Annotated in this window: 18 protein-coding genes; 12 read left to right on the forward strand and 6 right to left on the reverse strand. The window is 70.5% G+C overall.

Translation table 11 applies throughout. The annotated features are described in order from the left end of the window. Window positions 1–130: 130 nt before the first annotated feature. Complete coding sequence (rpsA, locus tag Q0283_RS06060; protein ID WP_183525716.1) at window positions 131–1,585, forward strand: 30S ribosomal protein S1; 1,455 nt, start codon at window positions 131–133, stop codon at window positions 1,583–1,585. Between the two features lie 136 nt (window positions 1,586–1,721). On the opposite strand, the gene Q0283_RS06065 is transcribed toward rpsA, so the two are convergent. Then, window positions 1,722–2,939, reverse strand: a complete 1,218-nt coding sequence (locus Q0283_RS06065) for a class I SAM-dependent methyltransferase (RefSeq protein ID WP_183525719.1) — start codon at window positions 2,937–2,939, stop codon at window positions 1,722–1,724. Next, a complete protein-coding gene (locus Q0283_RS06070) occupies window positions 2,936–3,622 on the reverse strand; it encodes a YigZ family protein (protein WP_183525722.1) in 687 nt (228 codons plus the stop codon). The genes Q0283_RS06065 and Q0283_RS06070 overlap by 4 nt, the downstream gene beginning before the upstream one ends. Before the next feature lie 87 nt (window positions 3,623–3,709). On the opposite strand from Q0283_RS06070, the gene coaE (Q0283_RS06075) reads away from it, so the two are divergent. From coaE (Q0283_RS06075) to Q0283_RS06095, 5 genes are all read left to right on the forward strand, one after another. After that, window positions 3,710–6,079 (forward strand): dephospho-CoA kinase, encoded by a 2,370-nt coding sequence (coaE, locus tag Q0283_RS06075; protein ID WP_183525725.1) that lies wholly within the window; start codon window positions 3,710–3,712, stop codon window positions 6,077–6,079. Then, window positions 6,072–6,710 (forward strand): dephospho-CoA kinase, encoded by a 639-nt coding sequence (gene coaE, locus Q0283_RS06080; RefSeq protein WP_183525728.1) that lies wholly within the window; start codon window positions 6,072–6,074, stop codon window positions 6,708–6,710. The genes coaE (Q0283_RS06075) and coaE (Q0283_RS06080) overlap by 8 nt, the downstream gene beginning before the upstream one ends. A gap of 105 nt (window positions 6,711–6,815) precedes the next feature. Then, complete coding sequence (uvrB, locus tag Q0283_RS06085) at window positions 6,816–8,990, forward strand: excinuclease ABC subunit UvrB (RefSeq protein ID WP_183525730.1); 2,175 nt, start codon at window positions 6,816–6,818, stop codon at window positions 8,988–8,990. 214 nt (window positions 8,991–9,204) lie between these two features. Then, window positions 9,205–10,467 (forward strand): TerC family protein, encoded by a 1,263-nt coding sequence (locus tag Q0283_RS06090; RefSeq protein ID WP_183525733.1) that lies wholly within the window; start codon window positions 9,205–9,207, stop codon window positions 10,465–10,467. Between the two features lie 102 nt (window positions 10,468–10,569). Continuing rightward, window positions 10,570–11,784, forward strand: a complete 1,215-nt coding sequence (locus tag Q0283_RS06095; RefSeq protein ID WP_298043709.1) for a globin domain-containing protein — start codon at window positions 10,570–10,572, stop codon at window positions 11,782–11,784. Window positions 11,785–11,796: 12 nt separating this feature from the next. Here Q0283_RS06095 and Q0283_RS06100 read toward each other — a convergent pair whose 3' ends face one another. The 3 genes from Q0283_RS06100 to Q0283_RS06110 are packed head-to-tail and all read right to left on the reverse strand — an operon-like array spanning window position 11,797 to window position 16,444. Beyond that, a complete protein-coding gene (locus Q0283_RS06100) occupies window positions 11,797–13,185 on the reverse strand; it encodes an alpha/beta fold hydrolase (protein WP_183525740.1) in 1,389 nt (462 codons plus the stop codon). Further along, window positions 13,182–13,760, reverse strand: coding sequence for a GNAT family N-acetyltransferase (locus Q0283_RS06105; RefSeq protein WP_183525744.1), 579 nt, complete (start codon window positions 13,758–13,760; stop codon window positions 13,182–13,184). Before Q0283_RS06105 ends, Q0283_RS06100 begins: the two co-directional genes overlap by 4 nt. A gap of 47 nt (window positions 13,761–13,807) precedes the next feature. Then, the gene (locus Q0283_RS06110) at window positions 13,808–16,444 is read right to left on the reverse strand and encodes an RNA helicase (protein WP_298043713.1); all 2,637 of its coding nucleotides are present in this window, start codon (window positions 16,442–16,444) and stop codon (window positions 13,808–13,810) included. A 94-nt stretch (window positions 16,445–16,538) separates the two neighbouring features. On the opposite strand from Q0283_RS06110, the gene Q0283_RS06115 reads away from it, so the two are divergent. After that, entirely contained in the window at window positions 16,539–17,384 is an 846-nt protein-coding gene (locus Q0283_RS06115; RefSeq protein ID WP_183525751.1) for a methyltransferase domain-containing protein, read from the forward strand. A 10-nt stretch (window positions 17,385–17,394) separates the two neighbouring features. On the opposite strand, the gene Q0283_RS06120 is transcribed toward Q0283_RS06115, so the two are convergent. Continuing rightward, the gene (locus Q0283_RS06120; protein WP_183525754.1) at window positions 17,395–18,075 is read right to left on the reverse strand and encodes an MBL fold metallo-hydrolase; all 681 of its coding nucleotides are present in this window, start codon (window positions 18,073–18,075) and stop codon (window positions 17,395–17,397) included. A gap of 122 nt (window positions 18,076–18,197) precedes the next feature. Between Q0283_RS06120 and Q0283_RS06125 the strand changes: the two genes are divergently transcribed. The 5 genes from Q0283_RS06125 to uvrC all read left to right on the forward strand — a co-directional run bounded on the left by Q0283_RS06125 (window position 18,198) and on the right by uvrC (window position 25,230). Further along, on the forward strand, window positions 18,198–18,617 hold the full coding sequence (locus tag Q0283_RS06125) for a GntR family transcriptional regulator (protein WP_183525757.1): 420 nt from the start codon (window positions 18,198–18,200) through the stop codon (window positions 18,615–18,617). A gap of 99 nt (window positions 18,618–18,716) precedes the next feature. Continuing rightward, window positions 18,717–21,704, forward strand: a complete 2,988-nt coding sequence (gene uvrA, locus Q0283_RS06130) for an excinuclease ABC subunit UvrA (protein WP_298043717.1) — start codon at window positions 18,717–18,719, stop codon at window positions 21,702–21,704. Beyond that, window positions 21,701–22,423, forward strand: coding sequence for an HAD hydrolase-like protein (locus tag Q0283_RS06135; RefSeq protein WP_183525760.1), 723 nt, complete (start codon window positions 21,701–21,703; stop codon window positions 22,421–22,423). The genes uvrA and Q0283_RS06135 overlap by 4 nt, the downstream gene beginning before the upstream one ends. An 81-nt stretch (window positions 22,424–22,504) precedes the next feature. Then, on the forward strand, window positions 22,505–23,179 hold the full coding sequence (locus tag Q0283_RS06140; protein WP_183525763.1) for a 1-acyl-sn-glycerol-3-phosphate acyltransferase: 675 nt from the start codon (window positions 22,505–22,507) through the stop codon (window positions 23,177–23,179). A 17-nt stretch (window positions 23,180–23,196) separates the two neighbouring features. Continuing rightward, window positions 23,197–25,230 (forward strand): excinuclease ABC subunit UvrC, encoded by a 2,034-nt coding sequence (uvrC, locus tag Q0283_RS06145; protein ID WP_183525766.1) that lies wholly within the window; start codon window positions 23,197–23,199, stop codon window positions 25,228–25,230. The last annotated feature ends 12 nt before the right edge of the window (window positions 25,231–25,242 follow it).

A 25,242-nucleotide genomic window follows, 5' to 3' on the forward strand; every position in this document is an offset into this window, starting at 1 on the left:
GGCTAGACTGGCCGAGCACTTTCTGTGCATACCCAATAATCCAAATCAACCCACTATCCGGGTGTCGCGGTCGTCACGTGTGTCCGCCTGGCCCGGCCGAGTGAACAATCCACATCGGAGCCCCTACTACATGACCATTACCTCCACCGCCCCGCAGGTCGCCATCAATGACATTGGCACTGCTGAGGACTTCCTCGCCGCCATTGATGAGACGATCAAGTACTTCAATGACGGCGACCTGGTCGAAGGCACCGTCGTCAAGGTCGACCGCGACGAAGTGCTCCTCGACATCGGCTACAAGACTGAAGGCGTCATCCCGTCCCGGGAACTCTCCATCAAGCATGACGTGGACCCGGATGAGGTCGTCGCCGTGGGCGATAACGTGGAGGCCCTGGTCCTCACCAAGGAGGACAAGGAAGGCCGCCTGATCCTGTCCAAGAAGCGCGCTCAGTACGAGCGTGCCTGGGGCTCCATCGAGAAGATCAAGGAAGAGGACGGCGTCGTCACCGGCACCGTCATCGAGGTCGTCAAGGGCGGCCTCATCGTCGACATCGGCCTGCGCGGCTTCCTGCCCGCCTCCCTCGTCGAGATGCGCCGCGTCCGCGACCTGGCCCCGTACATCGGCCAGGAGCTGGAAGCCAAGATCATCGAGCTGGACAAGAACCGCAACAACGTGGTCCTGTCCCGCCGCGCCTGGCTCGAGCAGACCCAGTCCGAGGTCCGCTCGAACTTCCTGCACAAGCTGGAGAAGGGCCAGGTCCGCACCGGCACCGTCTCCTCCATCGTCAACTTCGGTGCCTTCGTGGACCTGGGCGGCGTGGACGGCCTGGTGCACGTCTCCGAGCTGTCCTGGAAGCACATCGACCACCCGTCCGAGGTCGTCGAGGTGGGCCAGGAGGTCACCGTCGAGGTGCTCGAGGTGGACATGGACCGCGAGCGCGTCTCCCTGTCGCTGAAGGCCACCCAGGAAGACCCGTGGCAGCTGTTCGCCCGCACCCACGCCCTGGGCCAGGTCGTGCCGGGCAAGGTCACCAAGCTGGTTCCGTTCGGTGCGTTCGTGCGCGTCGAGGACGGCATCGAGGGCCTGGTGCACATCTCCGAGCTGGCCTCGCGCCACATCGACACCGCCGAGCAGGTCGTGTCCGTCAACGACGAGCTGTTCGTCAAGGTCATCGACATCGACCTGGAGCGCCGCCGCATCTCGCTGTCCCTCAAGCAGGCCAATGAGGGCGTGGACCCGGAGGGCACCGAGTTCGACCCGGCGCTCTACGGCATGGCTGCCGAGTACGACGACGAGGGCAACTACAAGTACCCCGAGGGCTTCGACCCGGAGTCCAACGAGTGGCTCGAGGGCTTCGAGACCCAGCGCGCCGCGTGGGAGCAGCAGTACGCCGACGCCCAGGCCCGCTGGGAGGCCCACAAGGAGCAGGTGGCCCGCCACCTCAACGAGGACGTCGAGGGTGCGGCTGCCGCCGAGTCCGGCGCCGCCTCCTACTCCTCCGAGGACCGCGGCGAGGCGGACCAGGGCACCCTGGCCTCCGACGAGGCCCTCGCCGCCCTGCGCGAGAAGCTCACCGGCAACTGATCGGCTGAGCCGCTGACCATCCGGACAGCATGACAGGAAGGCCCCGCACCACCACGGTGCGGGGCCTTCCTGCGTCCGGAGTGCGGCAGGCACCTGACCCGCGACGCGGTCCGCCCCGGGCTCGGACACGCCGGGCTCAGTGCCGGGTGCTGACCGTGACCGTGAACGTGCGGTCACGGGCCACCTGCCGGGTGGGGCCCACCCGTCGCTCCAGTTCGGGCCGGTACATCAGGTGCGAGTTCCACACGCACCACAGCTCGCCGCCGGGGCGCAGCACGCGCGCGCCGGCGTCGAACAGCCGCAACGCCACCCGGGTGTCCACCGTGTTGCCGGCGTGGAACGGGGGGTTGAGCACCAGCAGGTCCTCGCTGGCGTCCGGGAAGGAGGCCAGGGCATCGTCCCGGCGGACCTCCACCTGGGCCGCGACGCCGTTGAGCCCGGCCGACAGGACCGTGGAGGCGCAGGCGTCGGCGGACTGGTCGGTGGCGACCACCGTGGCCTCCCGGCCCCCGCTGCGGGCCCGCAACGCGAGGTGGACCGCGATCGTGCCGTTGCCGCAGCCGACGTCTACGGCCCGCCCCACGTCTCCGATCCCCCCGATGTTCTCGAGCAGGAACCGCGTTCCCGGGTCCACGGCGGTGCCCCCGAAGGTGGAACCGTGGGCCGCGAGGGTGACGGTGCCGACGTCGGGCAGGGTGTGCACCGCCGTGCGGGGGAAGGGGGCGGGCCGTCCGCGGGCCGGGCCGCGCGCGGTGAGGACGCGGGACTTGGAGCGGCCGCGCCCGGGGACCACGGAGTCAAAGTAGCGGTTCAGCACGGTGTTCTGCCGCGGGGTCATGTGCTTGTCCCGGCCCGCGGCCAGCAGGAGGACGTCCTGGGCGGCGTGCTCGGCCACGAGGTGCGCCCACTGCTCCAGGGCGTCGAGCGAGCGGGGCAGGACCAGCAGGACGGTGCGCGCCCCGGCCACCAGGGCGGGGTCCACCGCTCCGCGGTGCAGGGTCCCCGGCAGCGGCGTGGCCCACCGGCCGAGGTTGGCCTCCAGGGACCGCTCGTGGGCCAGGGCGTCCTGCCCCACCCGGACGTCGTGACCGGCCGCCAGCAGGGGGAGCGTGAGTGCACCGTGCCGGTCCTCCAGCACCACGACGGCGTCCCGCGCCCCGCTCCCCGCACCGGCGTGCCCGGTGTCCAGCCAGGACTGCAGGGTGTCCAGCAGCAGCAGGTCCGCGGCGTCGTGGGCCTGCAGTCCGGGCGCCTCGGGGTAGGGCCAGCGGGACAGCGCAACGAACGCGAAGCCCTCCGTCAGGGCCGAGCGGTCGACCGGGGGAGTCTGGCCGAACGGGACGGTGGCGTTCACGGCAGGTCCACCCACTCGCTGCCGAGCGTGCGGAACGTCCCGGCCCCGGCCGTGATGGACGCCAGGCGGGCGGCGAACGCCTCTGTCGAGCGGCCGTCGTCGGGCAGGGCCACCGTCACCGTGGCGGAGGAGGCCCCGTAGTCGGTGTCCTGCACCGCGAACCCCGCCGCGCGCAACTCGTTCTCCCAGCGGCCGGCCTCCGCGTGCGGGGCCTCGACCCCGGCGAGCACCATCCGCTGCCGCGCGAGCAGGGGGGCGGTGTCCAGGACGGCGGACACGGCGTCCGAGTAGGCGCGGACCAGTCCGCCGGCACCCAGCTTCACCCCGCCGAAGTAGCGCACGACGACCGCGCAGACGTCCGAGAGGTCGCGTGCGCCTCCGGTGTCCCTCAGGGACAGGGCCTCCAGCATGGGGATGCCCGCGGTCCCGGCCGGCTCACCGTCGTCGGAGGACCGCATCACGTCCCGGTCGGGGCCGAGGATGAAGGCGCTGCACACATGCCGGGCCTCGTGGTGCTGCCGGCGCAACCCGGCGATGAACTCGCGGGCCTGCTGTTCGGTCTCGACCCGGGCCAGGCACCCGATGAAGCGCGAGCGCCTGATCTCCAGTTCGTGGACCACGGGCCGGGCCCGGGCGGATCCGGGGAGCACCGTGAACCGGGTGGCGCGGGACTCCTCGGGCATGCACCCCAGTCTACGGGGGAGTCCTTTGGTACCTTGAATGTCCGTGCCCCCCGCGCACACGTCCCGGCCCACCGGGGCGAGGCCCACATGGAAGCGCCCGTGATGCTCACGCGACTGCACGACAGGCTCGGTCTGCGGACCGGGCCGCACATCTTCTTCATCTCGGCCCTGGTGATCATCCTGTTCACCGCGGCCATGGCGCTGTTCCCCCTCCAGGTGCAGGGGGCCTTCGGGGTGGTGGCCGGGTTCCTGCGCTACGACGCGGGCTGGTTCTACACCTTCGGGGCGTCCCTGATGCTGGTCTTCGCCGTGCTGCTGGCGGCCAGCCGGTACGGGCGGGTGCGGATCGGCGACGACGACGCCGAGCCCGAGTACTCCGGCCTGGCCTGGTTCGGGATGATCTTCGCCGCCGGCGTGGGCGCCGTCCTGATGTTCTGGGGCGTCGCCGAGCCGATGAACCACTACGCGAACCCCCCGCTGTACGGCACGGAGCCGGCCTCGGACACCGCGGCCATGCAGGCCCTGTCCATCTCCAACTTCCACTTCGGGCTGCACATGTGGGCCATCCTCATCGTGCCCGGGCTGGCGTTCGGCTACTTCACGTACAAGCGCAAGCTGCCGCCGCGGGTGTCCTCGGCGTTCCAGCCGCTGCTGGGGGACGGCATCCACGGTCCGTGGGGCAAGGCGATCGACATCATCTCGATCGTGTCCACGGTGTTCGGACTCGCCGTCTCCGTCGGGCTCGGCGCCCTGCAGATCAACTCGGGGATGAACTACGTGCTCGGGGTGCCGATGGCCGGCTGGATCCAGGCGGTGATCATCGCCGTGATCACCGCCGCCGGGCTGGCCTCCGTGCTGGCCGGCATGGACAAGGGCGTCAAGCGGCTGTCCTACGCCAACATCATCATGGCGGTGGCGCTGATGCTCTACGTGCTGATGTGGGGCGCCACGATGGACACCGTGCGCGGGATCGTGGAGTCGGCCGGCGCGTACCTCTCCAACCTGCCGGCCCTGTCCTTCTTCAACGACACCTTCGGCAGCGGGGAGTGGTCCGGCGACTGGACGGTGTTCTACTGGGCGTGGACCGTCACGTGGTCGCCGTTCGTCGGGCTCTTCGTGGCGCGGATCTCCCGCGGGCGCACGATCCGGGAGTTCGTCGTGGCCTGCCTCGGGCTGCCGACGGCCTTCGTCGTCATCTGGATGGGCACCTACGGACTGAACGCGTTCCGCATCGACCGGGACGGGGAGAACGCGGGGAGCCTGACGCAGACGATCGTCGTGGACCAGCAGGTCGAGGCCGCGCTGTTCCAGCTGCTGCAGTCCTTCCCCCTGTACCTGCCCGTGGCGATCTTCGCCCTGGTCATCATCACGGTCTTCTTCGTCACCTCCATCGACTCCGGTGCGCTGGTCATGGACTCCATGGCCAACGGGCACGAGGACGAGGCCCCCCGGCGTCAGCGCGTGTTCTGGACCCTGGCCGTCGGCCTGGTCTGCACGGCCATCCTGACCACCTCGGGCGAGAACGGGCTGAACGCCCTGCAGGAGGTCATCATCGTCATCGGCCTGCCGGTGATGGTCGTCATGCTGCTGCAGTCGGCCATGCTGCTCCAGGCGTTGCGCGAGGACGCCGGTTCGGTGAAGCCGATCCGCACGCGCCAGTGGAAGAAGGTGCTGCCCATCGAGGAGTACCACCGCCGGGCCCAGGACGAGGGGCACGACATCGAGGACTACGTGATCCGTCCCGAGTACGAGGTGGGCACCGAGCCCGAGCACGACACGCACCAGCCGAGGACCTGGCACTGGCAGCAGGCCCAGGGCGAGCGGGCCCTGCTCCACGTCGGGCTGACCGGGGGGATCGCCTCGGGCAAGTCCATCGTCGCCCGCGAACTGGAGTCCCTCGGCGCCCTGGTGATCGATGCCGATGCGCTCTCCCGCCAGGCCGTGGCCCCGGGCTCGGAGGCCCTGGCGGAGATCCGTGAGGTCTTCGGGGCGGACGTCATCACGGGCACCGGAGAGCTGGACCGGCCGGCCCTGGCCCGGATCGTGTTCGGCAACACCAGCGCGAGGGAACGGCTGAACGAGATCATGCACCCGCGGGTCCGCGACGAGGTGGCCCGGTTGGCGCGTGAGGCCGGGCCGGACGCGGTCGTGGTGGTGGACCTGCCCCTGCTGCTCGAGACCGACTCCGTGCGGGACTTCGACGTGGTCCTCACCGTGGAGGCCCCCGCCGAGACCCGGGTCAACCGCCTGGTGCGCGAGCGGCACCTGACCGTGCAGGAGGCGTGGGAGCGGGTCGACGCCCAGGCCACGGACGCCGAGCGGCGGGACGTGGCGGATGCGGTGATCGTCAACGACGGCAGTGTCTCCGACCTGTCCGAGGCGACCGTGCGGTTCTGGGAGGACCACGTCCAGCCCGTCCTGGACGGGGCCCCGGCGACAGGAGACCGCGATGACTGAGACACCGGCCCAGCGGCCCCGGCTGCACATCGGCCTGACCGGGGGCATCGCCTCGGGCAAGTCCACCGTGGCCGCCGAGCTCGCGGACCTGGGGGCCGTCGTCGTCGACGCGGACGCCCTGGCCCGCGCGGTCGTCGCCCCCGGTTCCGAGGGGCTGGCCCTGGTCCGCGAGGCCTTCGGTCCCGCGGCGATCGCCGCGGACGGGACGATGGACCGGGCCGCGGTCGCGGCCCTCGTCTTCAACGACGCCGACGCCCGGGAGCGGCTCAACGGGATCATCCACCCCCTGGTGCGCTCCGAGGGACGGCGCCTGGTCCGCGAGGCCGGGCCCGACGCCGTCGTGGTCCAGGACGTGCCGCTGCTTGTCGAGACCGGGCAGGCCGGCGCCTACGACCTGGTCCTGGTCGTCCAGGCCGACCTGGACGAGCGGGTGGCGCGGATGGTCCGGGACCGGGGGATGACCGAGGAGGCCGCCCGGGCCCGGATCGCCACGCAGGCCACCGACGAACAGCGCCGGGCCGCGGCCGACGTCGTCATCGTCAACGACGCCGGCCTCGAGGACCTGCGCCGGGCCACCCGCCGCTTCTGGGAGGAGTACGTGGCGCCGGTGCTGGACGGCGCCGGGGGCTGAGCGTCCCCGGCGGGGCGCCGTCCGGGACCACCACCGGGACCACCGGTCTCCGCCGGTGGTGAACCGTACTGCCGAGGTGACTCGAACAGCAGTACGGTTAACGGCATGAGTCTGGCGCAGAAGATCAAACGGCAGGTGGCCCCCTTCGAGGTGATCTCGGAGTTCACGCCCTCGGGCGACCAGCCCAAGGCGATCGCCGAACTGGCCGAGCGCGTCCAGGCGGGGGAGAAGGACATGGTCCTGCTGGGTGCCACCGGCACCGGCAAGTCCGCGACGACGGCCTGGCTGATCGAGAAGGTCCAGCGGCCCACGCTGGTGATGGTCCAGAACAAGACCCTGGCCGCGCAGCTGGCGAACGAGTTCCGTGAGCTGCTGCCGAACAACGCCGTCGAGTACTTCGTCTCCTACTACGACTACTACCAGCCCGAGGCCTACGTCCCGCAGTCGGACACCTTCATCGAGAAGGACTCCTCCATCAACGAGGAGGTCGAGCGGCTGCGGCACTCCGCCACCAACGCCCTGCTGACGCGCCGGGACGTCATCGTGGTCGCCACCGTGTCCTGCATCTACGGCCTGGGCACGCCCGAGGAGTACATCCAGCAGATGGTGACGCTGCGCCGCGGGCAGGAGATGGACCGCGACGCGCTGCTGCGCCAGTTCGTGCAGATGCAGTACGTCCGCAACGACCAGGACTTCCACCGCGGGACCTTCCGCGTGCGCGGGGACACCGTGGAGATCATCCCGATGTACGAGGAGCTGGCGATCCGCATCGAGTTCTTCGGGGACGAGATCGAGACCATCCAGACCCTGCACCCGCTCACGGGCCACGTGGTCCGCGAGGAGGAGGAGATGTACATCTTCCCGGCCTCGCACTACGTGGCCGGCGACGAGCGCATGCACAAGGCGATCGGCTCCATCGAGGACGAGCTGCGGGAGCGCCTCCAGGAGTTCGAGTCGCAGAACAAGCTGCTCGAGGCCCAGCGGCTGCGGATGCGCACCACCTATGACCTCGAGATGATGCAGCAGATGGGGTACTGCAACGGCATCGAGAACTACTCGCGGCACATCGACGGCCGGCCGGCCGGCTCGGCCCCGCACTGCCTCCTGGACTACTTCCCGGACGACTTCCTGCTCGTCGTCGACGAGTCCCACGTGACGATCCCGCAGATCGGGGCGATGTACGAGGGCGACATGTCCCGCAAGCGCACCCTCGTGGAGCACGGTTTCCGGCTGCCCTCGGCCATGGACAACCGCCCGCTGAAGTGGGACGAGTTCCTCGAGCGGATCGGCCAGACCGTCTACCTCTCCGCGACGCCCGGCAAGTACGAGCTGTCCCAGGCCGACGGCGTGGTGGAGCAGATCATCCGGCCCACCGGCCTGGTGGACCCCGAACTGGTGGTCAAGCCCACCCAGGGGCAGATCGACGACCTGCTCGAGGAGATCCGGGTGCGCACCGAGCGCGACGAGCGCGTGCTGGTGACGACCCTGACCAAGCGCATGGCCGAGGACCTCACGGAGTACCTGCTCGAGCACGGGGTCAAGGTCGAGTACCTGCACTCGGACGTGGACACGCTGCGCCGCGTGGAGCTGCTGCGCGAGCTGCGCAAGGGCACCTTCGACGTGCTCGTGGGCATCAACCTGCTGCGCGAGGGCCTGGACCTGCCCGAGGTGTCCCTCGTGTCCATCCTGGACGCGGACAAGGAGGGCTTCCTGCGCTCGTCCACCTCGCTCATCCAGACCATCGGCCGTGCCGCCCGCAACGTCTCCGGCCAGGTGCACATGTACGCGGACCGCATCACCGACTCGATGCGCTACGCGATCGACGAGACGAACCGCCGACGCGAGGTGCAGCAGGCGTACAACCGGGAGCACGGCATCGACCCGACGCCGTTGCGCAAGCGGATCGCGGACATCACCGACCAGCTGGCCCGCGAGGACGCGGACTCGGCGGACTTCCTGGCGGGGATGGGCGGCATCAAGTCCGGTTTCGAGTTCGGCAAGGGCAAGCGCGGCTACACCGCGACCATCAGCGACGAGCAGCGCGCGGCGGCCGCCCACACCGTCGCCGGCGGGGACGCGGACCTGGTGGAGCACGACGGCGGCGCCCCGGACTTCGCGAAGCTGCCCGCCAAGGACCTGTCCGACCTGATCGACCAGATGAGCGCGCAGATGCACCAGGCCGCCGTGGACCTCCAGTTCGAGCTCGCGGCCCGGATCCGGGACGAGGTCTCCGAGCTCAAGAAGGAACTGCGGCAGATGCAGCGGGCGGGCCACGCCTGAGACCTGACCGTGGGCAGGGTACACTGGGCCACGGCGTAGGGGAGTATCCCGAACACTGCGGACGTCAGCACGCTGGTCTGACCAGCCGTACGCAGCGGCCTGCCGCACGGCAGGCGGAGAGACTTGCGGCACACACCCAGCGGTGTCCCGTGCCGGCCGTCCCTCGTGCGACGGTCCGGCCGTGGTCACCGGAACCACCACGGAAAGTGACTGCATGGAAATCAATGCGCTGACCTGGATCATCACCATCGCGGTGATCATCGCGCTGCTGCTCTTCGACTACATCTTCCACGTGCGCAAGGCCCACACGCCGACCATCCGGGAGGCGGCCATCTGGTCCGCCATCTACGTCGGCATCGCCCTCGTGTTCGGCCTGGTCTTCTTCGCCTTCGGCGACACCCAGCACGCGATCGAGTACTACGCCGGCTACATCACGGAGAAGGCGCTCAGCGTCGACAACCTCTTCGTCTTCCTGGTCATCATGGCCTCCTTCAAGGTGCCGCGCGAGTACCAGCAGAAGGTGCTGCTGTTCGGCATCACCTTCGCGCTGATCTCCCGGACCGTGTTCATCCTCCTCGGTGCGGCGCTGATCTCCGCCTGGTCGGACGTGTTCTACCTCTTCGGTCTGGCGCTGCTGCTGATCGCGGGCGGCCAGCTCAAGGGCGAGCTCACCGGGGACGAGGAGAACAAGGACGAGGCGGACAACTTCCTGGTCCGCCTGGCCAAGAAGTGGCTCCCCGCCTCCGAGCGCTACGACGGCGACCGGCTGTTCACGTGGGAGAACGGCAAGAAGGTCATGACGCCCATGCTGCTCGTCATGGTCAGCATCGGGCTCACCGACGTCCTGTTCGCCTTCGACTCCATCCCGGCCATCTACGGGCTCACCCAGGATCCGTACATCGTGTTCACGGCCACGGCGTTCTCGCTGATGGGCCTGCGCCAGCTGTTCTTCCTCATCGACGGCCTGCTGGACCGCCTCGTGTACCTGTCCTACGGCCTGGCCGCGATCCTCGGCCTGATCGGCATCAAGCTGATCCTGCACGCGCTGCACGAGAACAACCTGCCGTTCATCAACGGCGGCGAGAACGTCCCGGTGATCGAGATCGAGACGACGGTGTCACTGATGCTCATCGTCGGCATCCTCATCATCACGGTCGTGGCCTCGCTGACCAGCCCCAAGGGGCGCGCCCTGGTGGCCCTGCAGAACGCGGAGAAGTTCTCCTACCGGTACACCAAGCTGGACGAGACGGCGACCGAGGAGGACCGCCGCAAGGCCGAGGCGCTCATGGACAAGTGGACGCACGCGGCCGAACGGGTCTCCCCGCACTACCGCGACGAGCTGCTGGACCACAAGGACAGCTACTCGCAGATCATCCGCACGGCCCACGAGACCCGTCTGGCCTCCGCCCAGGCGGAGGGCCGGGACGTGCCGGCCATCTCGCAGACCATCGTGGACAACGAGGGTCCCACGACCTGATCCCGACCCACCGCACGGGGGCCCGGTCTGGCAGTCGCCAGGCCGGGCCCCCGTCGTCCAGGGCTGGACACCACCCCGGGGACCGGGGTCTATGGTGGCCCCATGTACACGGAGACAGCACCCCAGGCAGACCGTCATGCCCTGAGCCCGGAGCACGCGGAGACCATCCGGGCGTCCTTGCCGGCGGTGGGCGCGAACATCCAGGAGATCACCCGGCTCTTCTACCGCACGATGTTCTCGAAACACCCCGAGCTGCTCGCCAACACCTTCAACCGGGGCAACCAGCGCAGCGGTGAGCAGCAGAAGGCGCTGGCGGCCTCGGTCGCCACCTTCGCCGCCATGCTGGTGGACTCCTCGGCACCGAGTCCCGTCGAGCTGCTGACGCGGATCGGCCACAAGCACGTCTCGCTGGGCATCACCGAGGACCAGTACCAGATCGTCCACGACAACCTGTTCCACGCGATCGTGGAGGTCCTGGGCGACGCGGTCACCCCTGAGGTCGCCGAGGCCTGGGACCGCGTCTACTGGATCATGGCGGACGTCCTGGTCAGCTTCGAGAAGGGCCTCTACGACTCCGCGGGGGTGCCGCCCGGAGACGTCTTCGTGCCCGCGCGGCTGGCCCGGCGCGAGCAGCTGACGGGATCCGTGATGAGGTACTCCTTCGAGGCCGAGGGCTTCTCCCAGACCCAGCCCGGCCAGTACACCTCCCTGGGCGTGAGCCTGCCGGACGGTGCCCGGCAGCTGCGCCAGTACTCCCTCGTGGAATGGGACGACCGGGGCTTCTCCGTGGCCGTCCAGCGGGACGGCGAGGTCAGCTCCCACCTGCAGGACCACGTGCGGGAGGGGGACACGATCGAGGCCACCCTGCCCGCCGGACACCTGGTGCTGCACCAGTTCACCTCGCCGATCGTGACGGTCAGCCAGGGCATCGGCTCCACCCCGATGGCCGGGATACTGATGGCGCTGATCCGGCGGCTGGACACTGAGCAGGGGGCGCAGTCCGCTCCGGAGCACCCGATCACCGTGCTGCACGCCGACTCCTCCGAGGCCGACTACGCCTTCGGGGAGCTGGCCCAGTCGGTGACGTCCCGCCTGCACGCGCCGCTCGTGACCGCCTTCCGGGACCAGGGCCAGCGACTGGACCTGAAGGCCCTGTCCGAGGACGGCACCCTGCCGGCGGGCGCGCAGTGGTACCTGTGCGGCGGCAACGCGTTCCTGCAGGACATCCGCGACCAGATCGAGGAGCACAAGACCACCCTGTTCCCCGTGGAGGTCCACTTCGAGCTGTTCAGCCCGAACGACTGGCTGCTGCGCTGAGCGGCGTCCGCCTCAGCCCGTCATCTCCAGCAGCCGCTTCAGGATGGCCGGGCCGTCGTCGCCGATGCCGTCGTGGTGGAATGCGTCGGTCTCCCACACGGTGAGGCACCGGACCCGTCCGGCCGTCTGCAGGGAGAGGTCCCGGTCCACGTACACGTCGTGCGTGTAGACCGCGGCGGCCGTCGGCACCGAGTTGGCGGCGAGCGTGTCCGGGTCGTAGAGCGGTCCCCAGTCGGTGCGGCCCGCCAGCGCCTCGGCCACCGCGCGCAGCGGCCGCAGCGCCGGGTCGAGGTCCGCGTACCAGTCGAAGACCATCTCCCCGGTCAGCAACGGCACCGCCGTGCGGTCCGGGTCGAAGTCGGCCAGGTCCGCCGACCCGGTGAGCAGCCGCTGCGCGGCCCAGCCGGTGTCCGTCCCGCCCGTGTCCGAACGCACGGCACCGGTGCTGGCCGGCTGCGCGTAGATCGACTCGTGCATCACCAGGTAGAGCGGGTTGGTGGCCCGTGAGACCTGCTGGTAGAGCCCGTGCAGGAAGGTGTCGGAGAGCTCGGGGCATCCGGGGCCGGCGAAGGCCTCCTGCAGGAGGTAGTGCAGCTGGTCCACGCGGGTGTTGCCCCCCAAGAGCATCCCCAGCGCCTGGACCCGGCCGACGGTCACGGGCGAACCGTCGGGCAGGCGCGCGGCACCGCCCCGGGCCACCTCGTAGACGCGGGCCAGCACGTCCCGGTCCTGCGGGAAGCGGGAGAAGTACTCCTCATTGCGGTGCCGCATCCGCCGGTAGGTGGCGCGGTAGACCTGCTCGGCGTGGCCGTCCAGGGGGGCCAGTCCGCCGGTGATCAGGGCCCGTTCCACGCCCTCCGGGTGCCAGGAGAGGTAACTGAGGGCGCAGAAGCCGCCGAAGCTCTGCCCGAAGACGGTCCACGGCCCGGAGCCGAGGGCGAGCCGGATCGCCTCGGCGTCCTGCACGATCGACGGCGCCCGGAAGTGCACGAGGTACTCCGCCTGCTGCCGGGCGGTCCCCTCGGCCGGCAGGGTATGACGGGTGACGGGGGAGGAGAGCCCGGTACCGCGCTGGTCCAGCATGAGGATCCGGAAGTCGGCGGCCGCCTGCTTCATCCAGCCACCGAGCCTGGCCTGGCGCATGCCCTTGCCCCCGGGCCCGCCCTGCAGGAATACCAGCCAGGGCAGCTCCTGCCGCCTCCCACGGTGGGCGGCGGCCACGTACTCGCGGGCGAAGACGGTGATGGTCCGGCCGTGCGGCGCCGCGTGGTCCAGGGGGACCTCGAACCAGTGGTCGGCGATCCGCGTGCCGTCCAGCAACGTGGCCCGGGGACCGGCCCGGTGCGCGGCGGGACGCGGGGGAGCGAAGGTGCGGGGGTCACCGGCGACGAGGGCACTCACCCCCGTGCGCCCGCCATCCCGGTCGTCGGCCGGGCGGCGTGCCCGACGCCGGCCCCCGCGGCCTCGCCGGCCCGCTGCAGGGCGCCACCGGCGAGCCGGAAGGTCGTCCACTCGTCCATCGGCTCGGCCCCGAGGGAGCGGTAGAACCCGATGGACGGCTCGTTCCAGTCCAGGACCGTCCACTCCAGCCGGGCGTAACCGCGCCGGGAGCAGATCCCGGCCAGGTGCTCCAGCAGCCGCCGGCCGTGCCCGCGCCCGCGGACCGCGGGATCCACGTAGAGGTCCTCGAGCCAGATGCCGTGCGTGCCCTCCCAGGTCGAGTAGTTCAGGAACCACAGGGCCAGGCCGACCACCCGGGGCGCGGCGTCGGACGCGTCGTCCGCCACGTCCTCCACGACGTGGCAGAACACGGCCGGATGCTCACCGAACAGGTGCCGGTGCAGTTCCTCCTCGGTGTTCCGGACCGCGTCGGGCTCCCGTTCGTAGGTCGCCAGGTCGCGGATCAGCCGCAGGATGTCCGGAACGTCCGTGGGGCGGGCCGGCCGGATGCCGTTCGTCATGGTCGCTGTCTCCATCGTCCTGTCCTTCCTCTCTGTCCTGTCCGTCCTGTCCCGTCCCGTCATCACACGGCCCAGCCGGGCTCGGGCGGGCCCACCGAGACCACCAGGATCACGGGGTGGCCCAGCTCGTCCGAGGCGTCCAGGTCCACGACGGCGTTGATGCCCCAGTCCAGGTTCTGCTCGGGGTCCACGAGGACCTGCCGGACGGCCCACCACCGGGAGCCGGACACTCCGGCCGGCGCGCCGCCGCCGGGCCCGGCCGCCGGGGACGTGTCCACCCGGAAGTACTGGGGACCCCGGGCGGCGGCGCCGTCGTCGATGTCCTCGTAGTCCCCGAAGTACCCGTCCAGGGCCTCGGCCCAGTCGTGCGTGGTGAACGAGTCCCCGGCGGAGGCGCCGAGCTCGCCCAGGGCGCGGTCCTGCTCGTCCCCGAACAACCGCACGCGGCGGAACATCGCGTTGCGGACCATCACGGTGAAGACGGTCCGGTTGGCCGTCAGCCGCGGCGGCTCGGGCGGGGCGAGCTGCTCGTGGTCCTTCTTGAGCTCCTCGATGTCCCCGGCCAGCAGGTCCTCCCACTCCTCGATGAGCGAGGAGTCGGTCTGCTTGACGATCTCGTCCAGCCAGGCCATCAGCACGTCCAGCTCATCGTCCCGGACGTCCTGCGGGATGGTCTGGCGCAGCGCCTTGACCGCGTCCGTGAGGTAGCGCAGCAACACGCCCTCGGACCGGGCCAGTCCGTAGAAGTTCACGTAGTCGGTGAAGCCCATGGCCCGTTCGTACATGTCCCGCACCACGGACTTCGGCGTCAGCTCGAAGTCGTTGAGCCACGGGGCGGAGGCGCGGTAGGTCTCGAAGGACTGCTCCAGCAGCTCCGCCAGGGGTTGCGGGTGGGTGACCTCGTCCAGCGCGTTCATCCGGTCCGTGTAGTCCATGCCCTCGGCCTTCATGGCGGCCACCGCCTCGCCGCGCGCCTTCTTCACCTGGGCGGAGAGCACCTGCCGGGGCGGTTCCAGCGTGGCCTCCACGATCGAGACCATGTCCAGGGCGTACCCCGGCTCCGCGGGGTCCAGCAGCTCGAAGGCGGCCAGGGCGAAGGGGGAGAGCGGCTGGTTGAGGGCGAAGTTCGGCTGCAGGTCCACCGTCAGGTCCACCGTGCGGCCCTCGGCGTCCGGCTCCTGCAGCTTCTCCACGACGCCGGTCGCCAGCAGCTCGCGGAAGATCCCCAGGGCGCGGCGCATCAGGGCGGCCTGCCGGGCCGGTGTCTCGTGGCTGTTGCGGATCAGCCGTCGCACGGCGATCACCGGGTCACCGGGCCGGTCCAGGATGTTCAGCAGCATCGCGTGGCTGATCCGCAGGTGGCTGGACATGGCCTCCGGCTCGGCCTCCACGAGGCGCTCGAAGGTCGCCTTGCCCCAGGACACGAACCCCTTCGGCGGGGTCTTCTTCGGCGAGGACTTCGCGGACTGCTTCATCCGCTTGGACCGTTCGGACTCGTCCTTGACGCCGGCGAACTTGGCCGCCAGCTTCTCCTGGTTCCGGGCGTTCTCGATCACGTGCTCGGGGGCCTGGACGACCACCAGCCCGGAGGTGTCGAACCCGGCGCGACCGGCCCGGCCGGCGATCTGGTGGAACTCCCGGGCGTTGAGGATCCGGGTGCGTTCGCCGTCGTACTTGCTCAGCGCCGTGATGAGCACGGTGCGGATCGGCACGTTGATGCCCACCCCGAGTGTGTCCGTCCCGCAGATGACCTTGAGCAGGCCCTCCTGGGCGAGGCGTTCGACCAGGCGCCGGTACTTGGGCAGCATCCCGGCGTGGTGGACGCCGATCCCGGACCGGATGAGCCGGTTGAGCGTCTTGCCGAACCCCGCGGAGAACGCGAAACCGGCGATCCGCTCCGCGATCGCGTCCTTCTCGGAGCGGGTGGCCACGGACACCGAGGACAGGGACTGCGCCCGCTCCACGGCGTCCAGCTGGGAGAAGTGCACCACGTACACCGGAGCCTGCCGGGTCTCCACGAGCTCGGCGACCTTGTCCTGGACGTGGTCCTCGGACCACTCGTAGGTCAGCGGGATGGGGCGCTCGGCGTGGGCCACCGTGGTGGTGGGCCGGCCGGTCCGTTCCGTGAGGTCCTCCTCGAAGCGGCTCGTGTCCCCCAGCGTGGCGCTCATCAGCAGGAACTGCGCCTGGGGCAGCTCCAGGAGGGGCACCTGCCACGCCCAGCCGCGCTGGGGGTCGGCGTAGAAGTGGAACTCGTCCATCACCACCGGGCCGACGTCCAGTCCGGATCCCTCCCGCAGGGCCTGGTTGGCCAGGATCTCCGCGGTGCAGCAGATGATGGGGGCGTCACCGTTGACGGAGGAGTCGCCGGTGACCATCCCGACGTTCTCCGCCCCGAAGACGTCCACGAGGGCGAAGAACTTCTCGGACACCAGGGCCTTGATGGGCGCGGTGTAGTAGGTCCGCTGCCCGCGGGCGAGGGCGTGGAAGTGCGCGGCCAGGGCCACGAGGGACTTCCCGGACCCGGTGGGCGTGGCCAGGACGACGTTGTTGTCCTGCACCAGTTCCATGACCGCCTCGTCCTGGGCGGGATAGAGGGTGATCCCCCGGGACCGCGTCCAGTCCAGGAAGGACTCATAGACGGCATCGGGGGACAGCCGGGGAGCGTCCGGGGCGGGGATCAGGTCGGAGAGCAGCATCCCTGCCAGCCTAGTTGGCGTTCCGGGGTGGGTTCGTGTCCTCCCGCGTCATCCCACGGGTACGGTCCGGGCCGGCGGGCGCTAGCGTGGAACCATGCGCGACTTCACCTGGGATCCGGAGCAGTACAGCGTCTTCGCCGACCGCCGGGCCCGGCCCTACCGCGACCTGACGGCCCGGATCCGTATCGCCGATCCCCGAGTGGTCGTGGACCTCGGCTGCGGCCCCGGCAACATGACGGCCACCCTCGCCGAGCGCTGGCCCGACGCGCACGTGACCGGACTGGACTCCTCGGCGGACATGGTGGACACCGCCCGCCGGCTGGCCGCCGAGCCGGGGGCGCCGGCCAACCTGTCCTTCGAGCAGGTGGACGCCCAGCGCTGGCAACCGGGCGCCGACGTCGACGTGGTGGTCTCCAACGCCATGCTCCAGTGGATCCCGGACCACCGCGACCTGGTCGCCGGCTGGCTGGCCGCCCTCCGGCCGGGGGCCTGGTTCGCCGTCCAGGTGCCCGGGAACTTCGAGGCACCCTCCCACGCCACCATGGCCGAGCTGTCCCGCCGCCCGGAGTACGCGGCGGCGCTGGAGGGCGTGATGGAACGCGAGTCCGTCTACACCACCGAGGAGTACCTGGAGACCCTGATCGCGGCCGGCTATGAGGCCGACGTCTGGGAGACCACCTACTCCCAGCCGCTCACCGGGTCCGATCCCGTCTATGACTGGGTCCGCGGGGCGGCGCTGCGTCCGTCGCTGCAGCGGCTGGAGGAGGCTGACCGGCGCGACGGCACGAACCTGGTGGAACGGTACGTGGAGGAGTACAAGCGCATCATGCGCGCCTCCTACCCGACCTACCTCACCCCGGACGGGGTGCGGCTGACCGACTACCCGTTCCGCCGCATCTTCGTGGTCGGGGTCAAGAGCGACCTGGCGCCCAGCATCTGAGCCGGGCCGTTCACCAGCCGCGCTCGCGCCACTGCGCCAGGTGCGGTCGCTCCGCGCCGAGCGTGGTCGGGTCCCCGTGGCCGGGATGCACGATCATGTCGTCCGGGTACACGTCGAACAGCCTGCCCACCACGTCGGCGAACAGGGACTCGAACCGCTGCGGGTCCTGCTGCGTGTTGCCCACGCCCCCGGGGAACAGCGAATCGCCGCTGAAGCACAGCGGCGGCCCGTCCTCGGGCTCGTAGACCAGGGCCACCGAGCCGGGGGTGTGGCCGCGGAGCCCGACGACGGCCAGCGAGATCCCGTTGAAGGCCGCGGTGTCCCCGTGGTTCAGCAGGACCTTGGCGGCCACGCCGGTGGCCTCCTCGATCGCGGCGGCGTCCGCGGTCCCCGCGGCCGTGGGCACGCCCGTGGACTCCGCCACCGCGGCCAGCGCCCGGACGTGGTCCCAGTGCTGGTGGGTGGTGATGATCACCGCGAGCTTGAGCTCGCAGGGGGTGTCCTCGCGCGCCGACTCCAGCAGTTCCCGGACCGCCTCCGCGTCGTCCGCGGCATCGATCAGCACCTGGGTCCCGGAGGTCTTCGAGGTCAGGACGTAGACGTTGTTCGCCATCTCGGAGACCGAGCGTTGTCGGACCGTCACTTGGGGCAGGTCGTGCAGCAGCCGGATCGGTGAGGTGGAAGAAGGCATGCGACCCAGTCTAGGGACGTTGACGCTCCGAAGGGCAAGGCCGCCGGGGAGGTCAAGACCCGGTCCGCGCCGTTCGCTAGGGTGGGGCCATCAGCGGGTGCACGGCAGACGGGGGAGTGCTGGTGGAGGACGAGAGCGCGGCGCGGGCGCCGCAGCAGGGATCGGTGCCGGCCTGGCTCGTCAAGGCCCTGGCCATCAACACCTCCTCCACCGTCCCGCCGTTCGAGCAGGTCCGCACCGGACTGCTCGACCTCATCCACCGCAACCGGTTGCCGGTCGGCACCAAGCTGCCGACCGTGCGCGGTCTCGCGGCCGCCCTGGGGGTCGCCGCCAACACCGTGGCGCGCGCCTACAAGGAACTGGAGCAGGCCGGCGTCGTCACGGCCCGGCCCCGGCTGGGCACCGTGGTGGCCCGCGGCGGCGACGACGCCGAGGACCGGCTGGCCGCGGCGGCCACCGCCTACGCGGAGGCCGCGCAGGCCCTCGGGTTCACGCGGCGCCAGGCGGTCCGGCAGCTCGAGGCCGTCTACCCGCCGTCCTGAGCACGGGCGGCGGTGCCGCAGGCGCGCCCGGGGCCGGTTACGCTCTCGGCCGACGTTTCGAAGATGTCTTCGAAGGCGTCCTCCAATAGACTGGACGGCGTGCCCGATACCCCTCTGACGATCACTGACCAGACCATTCCACCCACCACCGCCCGCGGCCTGGCCTCGGGCCCGGACAGCGGTGGCCATCGCCACGACCCGGACCGGATCGTGGTCAAGGGAGCCCGGGAACACAACCTGAAGAACGTCGACCTGGACATCCCCCGGGACTCGCTCGTGGTCTTCACCGGGCTGTCCGGGTCCGGGAAGTCCTCCCTGGCCTTCGACACGATCTTCGCGGAGGGCCAGCGCCGGTACGTGGAGTCCCTGTCCTCCTACGCGCGCATGTTCCTGGGCCGGGTGGACAAGCCCTCGGTCGACTTCATCGAGGGCCTGTCCCCGGCGGTGTCGATCGACCAGAAGTCGACGAACCGGAACCCGCGGTCCACCGTCGGCACGATCACCGAGGTCTACGACTACATGCGCCTGCTGTGGGCGCGGATCGGCGTGCCGCACTGCCCCGAGTGCGGGGAGCCGGCCTCCAGGCAGTCACCCCAGCAGATCGTCGACCAGTTGTCCGAACTGCCGGGGAAGACCCGCTTCCAGGTGCTGGCCCCCGTGGCCCGGGGCCGCAAGGGCGAGTTCGTGGACGTCTTCTCCTCCCTGGCCACCCAGGGCTTCTCGCGCGCCATCGTCGACGGCGAGCTCATCCAGCTCTCCGACCCGCCCAAGCTGAAGAAGCAGGTCAAGCACACCATCGCCGTGGTCGTGGACCGGCTGGCGATGAAGGACGGGATCCGCCAGCGGCTCACCGACTCCGTGGAGACGGCGCTGAAGCTCGCCGACGGCCTCGTGGTGGTGGACTTCGTGGACGTGGACGCCGGGGTGGATCCGGAGAAGGCCAACGCCGGTGAGTGGGACGCCGTGGACGCTGAGGGGAACCGCAAGTACCGCTCCTTCTCGGAGAAGCTGTCCTGCCCCAACGGCCACCAGCTGTCCATCGACGAGATCGAGCCGCGGTCGTTCTCCTTCAACAACCCGTTCGGGGCCTGCTCGGTCTGCACCGGCATCGGCACCCGGCTCGAGGTGGACGAGGACCTGGTGGTCCCCGACCCCGACCTCTCCCTCGCCGAGGGCGCCATCGCGCCCTGGTCCATGGGCAAGTCCACGTCCGAGTACTGGAAGCGCCTGCTGTCCGGCCTCGCCGACGAGGTCGGGTTCTCCATGGACACGCCGTGGAAGAAGCTGCCCGCCGCGGCCCGCAAGGCCGTACTGCACGGCAAGGACTTCAAGGTCGTGGTCCAGTACCGCAACCGCTTCGGCCGCGAACGCCGGTACACTACCGGCTTCGAGGGCGTGATCGACTACATCCACCGCAAGCACCTGGAGACCGAGTCGGACAACGCGCGGGACCGCTACGAGTCCTACATGCGCGAGATCCCCTGCGCCGCCTGCAACGGCACGCGGCTGAACCCGACGTCGCTCTCCGTGCTGGTCGGCGGGAAGTCCATCGCCGAGGCCTCGGTCCTGCCCATGCGGGACGCCATCACCTTCCTCGAGGCACTGGAGCTGTCCGCCCGCGACCGGCAGATCGCCGACCAGGTCCTCAAGGAGATCCTGGCCCGGCTGCACTTCATGCTCGACGTCGGCCTCGACTACCTGAACCTGGAGCGCCCGGCGGGAACGCTCTCCGGCGGCGAGGCCCAGCGCATCCGGCTGGCCACCCAGATCGGCTCCGGACTGGTGGGCGTCCTCTACGTCCTGGACGAGCCGTCCATCGGGCTGCACCAGCGGGACAACCGCCGGCTGATCGAGACCCTCAACCGGCTCCGCGACCTGGGCAACACCCTGATCGTGGTGGAGCACGACGAGGACACCATCGCCGAGGCCGACTGGATCGTGGACATCGGTCCCCGGGCCGGCGAGCACGGCGGCGAGGTGGTCCACTCCGGGTCCCTCGAGGACCTGAAGGCCAACGAGCGCTCGATCACCGGGGACTACCTCTCCGGCCGCCGCGCCATCACGCTGCCGGCCGAGCGCCGCCCCGTGGACAAGGACCGCAAGCTCACCGTGGTCGGGGCGCGGGAGAACAACCTGCAGGACGTCACCGTGGACTTCCCCCTCGGGGTGCTCACCGCGGTCACGGGCGTCTCCGGCTCGGGCAAGTCCACCCTGGTCAACGAGATCCTCTACAAGGTGCTGGCGAACCAGCTCAACAACGCCCGCCACGTTCCCGGCCGGCACAAGCGCGTGAACGGCCTCGAGCACCTCGACAAGGTCGTGCACGTGGACCAGAGTCCGATCGGGCGCACGCCGCGGTCCAACGCGGCGACCTACACGGGCGTGTTCGACACCATCCGCAAGCTGTTCGCGGACACCCAGGAGGCCAAGGTCCGCGGCTACCAGCCCGGCAGGTTCTCGTTCAACATCAAGGGCGGCCGCTGCGAGTCCTGCTCCGGGGACGGCACCCTGAAGATCGAGATGAACTTCCTGCCGGACGTCTACGTGCCCTGCGAGGTCTGCCACGGCGCCCGGTACAACCGCGAGACCCTCGAGGTGCACTACAAGGGCAAGAACATCGCCGAGGTGCTGGACATGCCGATCGAGGAGGCCGCCGAGTTCTTCTCCGCCTACTCCAAGATCTCGCGGTACCTCAACACGATGGTGGACGTCGGCCTGGGCTACGTCAGGCTCGGCCAGCCGGCCACCACGCTCTCCGGCGGCGAGGCCCAGCGCGTCAAGCTCTCCGCCGAGCTGCAGAAGCGCTCGAACGGCCGCTCGATCTACGTGCTGGACGAGCCGACCACCGGCCTGCACTTCGAGGACATCCGCAAGCTGCTCGGCGTGCTGCAGTCCCTGGTGGAGAAGGGCAACACCGTCATCACCATCGAGCACAACCTGGACGTCATCAAGTCGGCCGACCACCTGATCGACCTCGGTCCCGAGGGCGGTTCCGGCGGTGGCACCATCGTGGCGACGGGCACCCCGGAGCAGGTGGCGAAGAACCCGGCGAGCCACACCGGCCGGTTCCTCGCCGAGGTCCTGTGACGGCGGCGACGCCCGCCACCGGCAGCCCCCGTCCGGCCGTCCTGCTGGACCTGGACGGCACCCTCGTGGACCCCGCGGGGGCCATCACCGGGGGCATCGCGGCGACCCTGGCCCGCCACGGGCTGCCCGTGCCGGGACCGGAGCGGCTGCGCGCACTGGTCGGCCCCCCGTTGCGGGAGGGACTGCGGAGCCTGGACGGGGTGACCGAGGACAACCTGCTGGTCCTGATCCGCGAGTACCGCGCCGGCTACCGGGACCACGGGATGGCCGCGAGCGTGGTCTACCCGGGCATCCGCGAGGCGCTGGAGGACCTGGGCCGGGACCACGACCTGGTGGTGGCGACCTCGAAGCCGGTCTCGAGTGCACGCCGGCTGCTGGGCATCCACGGCCTGGACCACCACTTCGTGGCCATCTGCGGCTCCAGCGACGACGAGACCGCGCCCGTCCCGCCCGGGGGCACCAAGGTGCAGGCGATGGCCGAGGCCCTGGCCGCCGTCGGGATGGACGGGGGCGGGAAGCCGCGTGCCGTGATGGTGGGCGACCGGCACTTCGACCTCGACGGTGCCGCGCACCACGGCCTGCCCGGCATCGGGGTGCTGTGGGGCTTCGGCGAGCGGGACGAGCTGACCGCCGCCGGGGCCGAGGCCCTGTGCGACAGCCCGGCGGAACTGCCCGCGCTGTGCCGGTGCCTGCTGGGCGAGCGGGCCATCCAGCACTGAGCACACTATGATGGACCGGTCCGCCGGTCCTCAACGGAACCGGTGCGGACCAGCACGTACCCACGCAGCGAGAGGATGGACATGGCGACCAACGAGGCCGTGCGCTGGGGGTTCCGTGCCGCCCTGAAGGTCTCCTGCCGCCCCACCGTCACCGGGCTCGAGAACGTCCCGCGGACCGGCGGGTTCATCGTGGCCAGCAATCACCTGTCCTTCCTGGACTCGGTGATCCTGCAGGCGCTCATGCCGCGGATGGTCCACTTCTTCGCCAAGTCCGAGTACTTCACGCAGCCGGGCCTCAAGGGCCGGGTGATGAAGGGCTTCTTCGAGTCCGTCGGGTCGATCCCCGTCCAGCGCGACCAGCAGGCCGCCTCCGTGGCCGCGCTCGACCAGCTGGTGGAACTCGTGGAGGCCGGGTCCGGCGTGGGGATCTACCCGGAGGGAACGCGCAGCCGGGACGGGCGGCTCTACAAGGGCCGCACCGGCGTCGGCTGGCTCGCGCTGGCCACCGGCATGCCGGTGGTCCCCGTGGGGTTGCGGGGCACGGACCGGCTCCAGCCGCCGGGCACGAACCGCGTCACCCCGCACCACTTCAGCCTGACCGTGGGCGAACCCCTCCAGTTCGAGCACCTCGGTCGCAAGCACCCGCTGCCGCCGCGCAAGCAGGCCACCGCCCAGGTCATGGAGGCGATCGCCGCGCTCACCGGCCAGGAGCGGGTGGAGCAGTACAACGCCCCGGTCGGCGGGCCCCGGGACTGATGCGGGACTGATGCGCCATGGCTGATCCGGCCAGCTACCGGCCGAGGCCCGGTGAGGTTCCCACCTCCCCGGGGGTGTACCGTTTCCGCGACCCGGACGGCCGGGTCGTCTACGTGGGCAAGGCCAAGAACCTGCGCTCCCGCCTGGCGTCCTACTTCCAGGACCCCGCCGGGCTGCATCCGAAGACCCGCGCCATGGTGTTCACCGCCTCCTCGGTCGAGTGGACGGTCGTCGGCTCGGAGCTGGAGGCCCTGCAGCTCGAGTACACCTGGATCAAGCAGTACACCCCGCGGTTCAACATCATGTACCGGGACGACAAGTCCTATCCGTACCTGGCCGTGACCATGAACGAGAAGTACCCCCGCGTCCAGGTCATGCGCGGGGACCGGCGCAAGGGCGTGAAGTACTTCGGGCCGTTCCACCCCGCCAAGGCGATCCGCGAGACCGTGGACCTGATGCTGCGGGTGTTCCCCGTGCGCACCTGCTCCGCCGGCGTCTTCCGGCGCGCGGAGCTCTCCGGCCGGCCCTGCCTGATGGGCTACATCGACAAGTGCGCCGCGCCCTGCGTGGGCCGCGTCAGTGCCGAGGACCACCGCCAGCTCGCCCAGGACTTCTGCGACTTCATGGCCGGGGACGCCCACCGGTACATCCGCCGGCTCGAGGAGCAGATGAAGGAGGCCGTGGCCGAGCTGCGCTACGAGGACGCCGCCCGGCGTCGGGACGACATCGCCGCGCTGAAGCGGGTCTTCGAGCGCAACGCCGTGGTGCTGTCCGAGTCCACCGAGGCGGACATCTTCGCCTTCGCCGAGGACGAGCTGGAGGCGGCCGTCCAGGTCTTCCACGTGCGCGAGGGCCGGATCCGCGGCCAGCGTGGCTGGGTGGTCGAGAAGGTGGAGGACGTCTCCGGGCCGAAGATGGTCGAGCAGCTGCTCGAGCAGGTCTACGGGTCCCTCGAGGACTCCAGCCGCATCCCGCGTGAGGTGCTGGTCCCCGAGCTGCCGGAGGACGCGGAACAGGTCGCCACGCTGCTGACCGGACTGCGCGGTGCCCAGGTCAGCCTGCGGGTGCCCCGGCGGGGGGACAAGCGCGCCCTGATGGAGACGGTGCAGGAGAACGCCCTGATGGCGCTGCGACTGCACAAGACCCGCCGCTCCGGGGACCTGACCACCCGCTCGGCCGCGCTGCGCGAACTGCAGGAGGCCCTGGAGCTGGACGAACCGCTGCTGCGGATCGAGTGCTACGACATCTCGCACGTGTCCGGCACGAACGTCGTCGGGTCCATGGTGGTCGTCGAGGACGGGCTGCCCAAGAAGTCCGACTACCGCAAGTTCGCCGTCACCGGGGAGGCGGCCCGGGACGACACCGCCGCCATGCACAACGTCCTGACCCGCCGCTTCCGGCACTACCTGGAGGACCAGGAACGCAACGGGTCCTTCACCACCGGTGAGATCCCCGACGCCGGCCCCGACGGACCGGAGGGCGCCGCCCCGGCCGAGGCGGGCGCCCGGCGGTTCGCCTACCCGCCCTCCCTCGTGGTGGTCGACGGCGGCCCCGCCCAGGTGGCCTCCGCCGCACAGGCCCTCGCGGACCTCGGGATCACCGACCTGCCGGTGGTCGGACTGGCCAAGCGCCTCGAGGAGCTGTGGCTGCCGGGGGAGGAATTCCCGGTCGTGTTGCCCCGGGCCTCGCAGGGGCTCTACATGCTGCAGCGGCTGCGCGACGAGTCCCACCGCTTCGCCATCACCTTCCACCGGCAGAAGCGTGCCAAGTCGATGGTCTCCTCAGTCCTGGACGGGATCCCCGGGCTCGGCCCCACCAAGCAGAAGGCGCTGCTCAAGCACTTCGGCTCGGTGAAGCGGATCCGGGCGGCCGGACTGGACGAGCTCCGTCAGGCCCCGGGCATCGGTGCCGCCCTGGCCGCCGCCGTCCACGCCTCCCTGCATCCGGGCCAGGCGGCCGACGGGGCCCCGGGACAGGCGGGGGAGCAGGCCGTGGACCAGGTGGCGGACCAGTACGGGATCAACCTGACCACCGGGGAGATCCTGGACTGACACTGGGTAGGC

The organism is uncultured Citricoccus sp. (genome assembly GCF_937871995.1).
Lineage (GTDB): Bacteria > Actinomycetota > Actinomycetes > Actinomycetales > Micrococcaceae > Citricoccus.

Coding starts and splice junctions, on each gene's coding strand:
- rpsA (WP_183525716.1), top strand. CDS start 131: ATGACCATTACCTCCACCGCCCCGCAGGTCGCCATCAATGACATTGGC.
- Q0283_RS06070 (WP_183525722.1), bottom strand. CDS start 3,622: ATGCCCGAGGAGTCCCGCGCCACCCGGTTCACGGTGCTCCCCGGATCC.
- coaE (WP_183525725.1), top strand. CDS start 3,710: ATGGAAGCGCCCGTGATGCTCACGCGACTGCACGACAGGCTCGGTCTG.
- coaE (WP_183525728.1), top strand. CDS start 6,072: ATGACTGAGACACCGGCCCAGCGGCCCCGGCTGCACATCGGCCTGACC.
- uvrB (WP_183525730.1), top strand. CDS start 6,816: ATGAGTCTGGCGCAGAAGATCAAACGGCAGGTGGCCCCCTTCGAGGTG.
- Q0283_RS06090 (WP_183525733.1), top strand. CDS start 9,205: ATGGAAATCAATGCGCTGACCTGGATCATCACCATCGCGGTGATCATC.
- Q0283_RS06095 (WP_298043709.1), top strand. CDS start 10,570: ATGTACACGGAGACAGCACCCCAGGCAGACCGTCATGCCCTGAGCCCG.
- Q0283_RS06105 (WP_183525744.1), bottom strand. CDS start 13,760: ATGGAGACAGCGACCATGACGAACGGCATCCGGCCGGCCCGCCCCACG.
- Q0283_RS06110 (WP_298043713.1), bottom strand. CDS start 16,444: ATGCTGCTCTCCGACCTGATCCCCGCCCCGGACGCTCCCCGGCTGTCC.
- Q0283_RS06115 (WP_183525751.1), top strand. CDS start 16,539: ATGCGCGACTTCACCTGGGATCCGGAGCAGTACAGCGTCTTCGCCGAC.
- Q0283_RS06120 (WP_183525754.1), bottom strand. CDS start 18,075: ATGCCTTCTTCCACCTCACCGATCCGGCTGCTGCACGACCTGCCCCAA.
- Q0283_RS06140 (WP_183525763.1), top strand. CDS start 22,505: ATGGCGACCAACGAGGCCGTGCGCTGGGGGTTCCGTGCCGCCCTGAAG.
- uvrC (WP_183525766.1), top strand. CDS start 23,197: ATGGCTGATCCGGCCAGCTACCGGCCGAGGCCCGGTGAGGTTCCCACC.